Here is a 4905-nt window from a genome sequence, read left to right on the forward strand (position 1 = left end):
CAGAACGCGTGCTTCGACGGTCTGCGCGGCGATAATCTTATTGTTGCTGCGGGTGCCCCGCTCGCGCGCCGCGCTGCAGGCGTACTTAGCGCTGTTCAGCGTCATCCCGGCCCCGCATAGACCGCACTTCAGCAGCCCCGATAGTAGCCGCTTTGGATGTTGGGCGGACAGAGTGGCTGCTGGCGGATAGAAGGCCCAGGAGTGGACGCTGTAATCGACCTGTACACTGGTGAGGTGAATGGGCTGGACGGGGACGTTCTAAGGCGTGAACCACGAGTTTCGGCTCGTCGTAAACGGGATGCCAAGAAGGTACATCGCGCTTCTTGAAATTGAACTGCTTGGCAACGGGAAAACGCACGGCACGGGCGGCGCGCCGCACTTTTCCCCCGCCTCGCCTGACCGCTTTCTGTGCCGGCGACAACGCAATAGCTCGGCGCGCGAAATGTGTTTGGCCACCTTGCTGCAGGCCTGCAGTGAAGGTGCATCTGCGCGACGCAAAACTACGCAGACGGGGCTCTTGCGGCTACTCGTACAAGTGATCTCTGTTCGTTGTCTGCAGCTCGCACGTCGCCCGGCAGGCGCGGAGGTCCCGGAAGCGCCAGTTGCGGACATTGGCACTTGGCCCGCATCCAGACATTCAAATCGGGATCGGTCGGAGGTTTAGAGAGCGACTTCGGCTTGCAACCCGAACCGCTCGACTTCACCGTCGCGACTGTTGGGAGGGGGAGGGGGAGGGCTGACGGGCGCAAAAGAATTATCGCTCGGCGCAGGTCCTATCGGCCAGCTTCAGCGCATCCGAATTAGCCTGCAGGCGATCGCCTTTTCACCCCATCGCGTCGCCAAAGAGTCGGACACCACCTTCCAACGGCCAGCTGGGCCCTGACTTCCACGATGCTCGCCCATGCACGAGCAATGGGACTCATCGCCGAGAGCGTTCCAGCAGGCTGGCGCGCACTTCTCCTGCTCCTGGTAGGGCTGAACGACGTACCGATCCGAACCTCGCTAGACACTGCTGCACCAAGAGGTTGAACCAAGCCTTGGGGTACGGTCCAGAAGCGTCGGACTCTATCCCCTTTTCGGATTGGCTCGCCTTTCCGCTTTGAGCCAGGCGCGGTTGGTCGCACAAACGGTCGATGCCGTACAGCAGGTGCCAAGGACAGCTACTGACTCTTAACGGTGGTTGCCAAGGTCTGCTATTGGGTGAGGCCAATCCTCACTGAGGGGGCTTGTCCGACGCTAATTTGCGTCAATCTGTGGAATTGCGCTGTTAGTTCAGACCTTCATCCAAGGTGGTTGTCTATCGGTCAGTGCTAGTTATCGTAGGCTACGTCGAAGGCGTCTCGGACGGCGATGAGCCGGCGGCCCTCAATGTCGCCGCTGCGGCATACGAAAGAGATACGCCTCGTCGGGGTTTCACGACCCAAGTCGATCTGACGCACGGCGGCGCGCACGGCCGGCCGGGTGTGAAGCTGCGGGATGATCGACACGCCCAACCCCGCCGACACCATCGCCAGCACCGCCTCGATCGATTCCAGTTCGAAACGGGGCCGGGCGCCCGGCGCCAGCCTGTGCAGGACTGCCGCGGCGGTGCGTCCGCTGGTCAGGGAGGTGTCGAACTGGATCCAGTCATATCGGGCGATAAGAGCCTTGGGTGAAGACACCTTGCTGTCCGGCGGCGCGACAAAGACGAACGGCTGCTGGGTCAGGTCCTGCCAGAACAGGCGGCTGGACCCGCCGGACGTGGGGCGGACTAGGGCCGCCGCGTCGATACGGCCCGCCTTGAGATGATCGAGAAGCTCTCCTGAATCGCCCTGGATGACGCGCACCTCCAGTTGCGGATGGCGTTTGCCGATCTGCTGCAGCACCAGCGGTATGGTGGTCGGTTGCAGCGAGCGAATGGCGCCGATGGTGACGCGGCCGGTCAGGACCGACGTCCGGCTGGCGCGCGCCTCCTCCAGTGCGTCGAGGGCCGAGCGGACCTCCTCGGCCAGGTCGCGGGCCAGCGGCGTGGGCCGCACCGTGCGACCGGAGCGATCGAACAGGGGCTGGCCCAGATACTGTTCCAGCCGCTTCATCTGCAGGCTGACCGCGCTTGGAGTCAGGCCGATGTCCTCCGCGGCCGCCGCGAAACTGCCGTGACGAATGATCGCATTCAGCGTCGATAGGAACTCAACCTTCATCAACCCCTCCGCGAATGCTGAGACGAAACATAACAAAACCTCACTACAAAATACAGCAAACGTCACTTTTCCTTCAGGGTGAGCTTCCCTAACCCTGACGGTAACGAGACGGCCGGCCTTCCTTGTGCAAACGGGGAGGATCACCGCCTGAAGGCGGGCGGCCAAGGGAAGGACGATGAGGCGAAACGATATCCAATCACTGATCGCCGGACGCTGGACGGCGGGGACGGGCGCGACCGTGGATGTGTGCGACAAGCACACGGGCGAGGTTCTGGCGCACGTCTCCACGGTCTCGCCGACGCAGGTCGACGCGGCGGTCGACGCCGCGGCCGAGGCCTTCCGTTCGACGCGGCTGGACCTGGCCGAGCGGCATCGGCTGCTTTCGCGGGTCGCCGACCTGCTCCTGGCCGAACGTGACGACCTGACTCGCACTATCGTCGCCGAATCCGGCGTACCGTGGAAGGATTCCCACAACGAGGTCGGCCGCGCAGCCGAGACCTTCCGCCTGTCGGCCGAGGAGGCGCGTCGGCTGGTCGGAGAGATGGTGCCTATCCAGGGCGCGGCGGGTCAGTCGCGGCGCATGGCCTACACCCTTCGCACGCCTCGCGGTGTGGTGGGCGGCATCAGTTCGTTCAATTCGCCCCTGAACATGGTGGCGCACAAGGTGGCGCCGGCTCTGGCGGCGGGCAACGCCGTGGTGTTCAAACCGCCGCTGTCCACGCCCCTGTCGGCAACCCGCCTGTTCGAGTTGATGCTGGAGGCCGGCGTCCCGGCGGGGCTGATCAGCTTGATCCACGGCGACGGCGCAGAGGTGGGTTCGCGGCTTGTCGAACATCCGGGCGTGGACTTCTTCACCTTCACGGGCAGCACGCCGGTCGGCAAGGACATCCAGCGCAAGCGGGGCATGCGGCCCGTGGCGCTGGAGTTAGGCAGCATCGCAGCAACCCTGGTGTGCGCCGATGGAGATCTGGACCGGGCGGCGACGCGTTGCGCCCAGTCGGGCTTTCGTCGCCAGGGCCAGGCCTGCACTTCGACCCAGCGCCTGTTCGTCGAGCGGTCCGTGCTGGAGTCCTTCACCGGACGCTTCCTGGCGGCGGTCGCGGCGCTGGTCGTGGGCGATCCCCGCGACCCCGCGACCGACGTCGGGCCGATGATCAGCGAGCGCGACGCGACACGCGCACAGGCCTGGGTGCGCGAGGCGGTCGAACAGGGCGCGCGGCTTCTGGCGGGCGGCGAACGACGCGGCGCGGTCCTGGAGCCGACGGTGCTGACGGACGTGCGCACGGACATGAAGGTGATGTGCGAGGAAATCTTCGCCCCCGTCCTGTCCATCGTGCCGTTCGACGACCTGGACGCGGCCATCGGCCAGGTGAACGCCACGCCCTTCGGCCTGGCCGCCGGCTTGTTCACCCAAGACATCACCCGCGCCCTGACCGCTGCGGAGCGTCTTCACGTGGGTGTGGTGCACTTGAACGAGGCGTCCAGCAGCCGCGTCGACCTGATGCCCTTCGGCGGGGTCAAGGACAGCGGCGTCGGAGTCGAAGGGCCCCGCTACGCCATGCGCGAGATGACCGAGGAGCGTCTCGTGACGATCACCCTATGACGGAAGAAAGCATGACCGCAGAGAGCGTGACCGCGGCGATCTTCATCGCCCAGTGCCTGAAGCAGGAAGGCGTCGAGAAGGTGTTCGGCCAGTGCGGCCACACCAACTATGCGCTGATCGACGCCTGTGATCGGCTGGGTATCGAATATGTCTCGTTCCGCCACGAGCAGCAGGCGGTCCACGCCGCCGACGCCTACTATCGCGTGTCGCGCAAGCTGGCGGTGATCAACGTCCACCTGTCGCCCGGCCTGACCAACACCATCACCGGCGTGGCCTCGGCCGCCATGGACGGCACGCCGATGGTGGTCATCAGCGGCAATACGCCGACCTATCACCACGCGCACGAGGCGCACCAGGCCATGCGGCTGCATGCGGACGCGTCGCAGGGCGACATCCTGCGGCCGATCTGCAAGCGGGTCTGGCGGGTGGACGATGCGCGGCTGCTGCCGGACGTGATGCATCGGGCGCTGAACATCGCCCAGACCGGGCGACCGGGCGCCGTGCTGTTGGACATTCCGATGGACGTCTTCGCCCAGAAGATCGCCGCCGAGCCGCAGACCCGCTCTCGCCGTCCCAACTTCCCGCGCGCCATGGGTGATCCGGCCGGTGTGGCGGAGGCGGCGGCGCTGCTGTCCGGCGCCGTCAATCCCGTCATCTTCGCCGGCAACGGCGTGGCGCTGTCGGGCGCCTATGCGGAGCTGAAGGCGGTTGCGGAGACCCTGGGCGCGCCGGTGGCCACCACCCTGGTCGGCAAGGGCGTCTTTCCCGAGACTCATCCGCTGTCGCTGGGCACCACCGGCATCTGGGGCGCCCGGTGCGCCAACGACGCCGCGCGCGAGGCCGATGTCATCCTGGCGATCGGCACCGCCTTCGGCGAGGCGGACTGCAGCTCCTGGCGTCCGGAGCACACCTTCAACATCCCGGGCTCCAAGCTGATCCAGATCGACCTGGACCCGCAGGAGATCGGCAAGAGCTATCCGGTCGACATCGGCGTCGTCGGCGACGCCCGCACCACCCTGGCCGCGCTGCTGGAGCAACTGGGCGAGGCGCCGCGCGCCCCCGCGACGGTGGAAGCCCAGCGCGCCTCGGTCCAGTCACGCAAGGCGGCCTGGCGCGAGGAAC

The 4905-nt window shown here is 66.1% G+C and carries 4 protein-coding genes; 2 read left to right on the forward strand and 2 right to left on the reverse strand.

Going from position 1 to position 4905, the window contains the following annotated elements; genetic code table 11:
* On the reverse strand, positions 1-240 hold a 240-nt coding region (locus B2U11_RS15730; protein WP_414632942.1), incomplete at its 3' end, for a zinc ribbon domain-containing protein.
* 1070 nt (positions 241-1310) lie between these two features.
* Positions 1311-2180 carry a LysR family transcriptional regulator gene (locus tag B2U11_RS06515; protein WP_292070687.1) on the reverse strand — a complete coding sequence of 290 codons (870 nt, stop codon included), beginning with the start codon at positions 2178-2180 and terminating at the stop codon, positions 1311-1313.
* A gap of 175 nt (positions 2181-2355) precedes the next feature.
* On the opposite strand from B2U11_RS06515, the gene B2U11_RS06520 reads away from it, so the two are divergent.
* The gene (locus B2U11_RS06520; protein WP_292070689.1) at positions 2356-3783 is read left to right on the forward strand and encodes an aldehyde dehydrogenase family protein; all 1428 of its coding nucleotides are present in this window, start codon (positions 2356-2358) and stop codon (positions 3781-3783) included.
* An 11-nt stretch (positions 3784-3794) separates the two neighbouring features.
* On the forward strand, positions 3795-4905 hold a 1111-nt coding region (locus tag B2U11_RS06525), incomplete at its 3' end, for a thiamine pyrophosphate-binding protein (RefSeq protein ID WP_292070691.1).

The organism is Brevundimonas sp. UBA7534 (genome assembly GCF_002479325.1).
Classification (GTDB): Bacteria; Pseudomonadota; Alphaproteobacteria; order Caulobacterales; family Caulobacteraceae; genus Brevundimonas.

Excerpts from the sequence above, each read along its gene's own strand:
- B2U11_RS06515 (WP_292070687.1), bottom strand. The coding sequence starts at position 2,180 with ATGAAGGTTGAGTTCCTATCGACGCTGAATGCGATCATTCGTCACGGC.
- B2U11_RS06520 (WP_292070689.1), top strand. The coding sequence starts at position 2,356 with ATGAGGCGAAACGATATCCAATCACTGATCGCCGGACGCTGGACGGCG.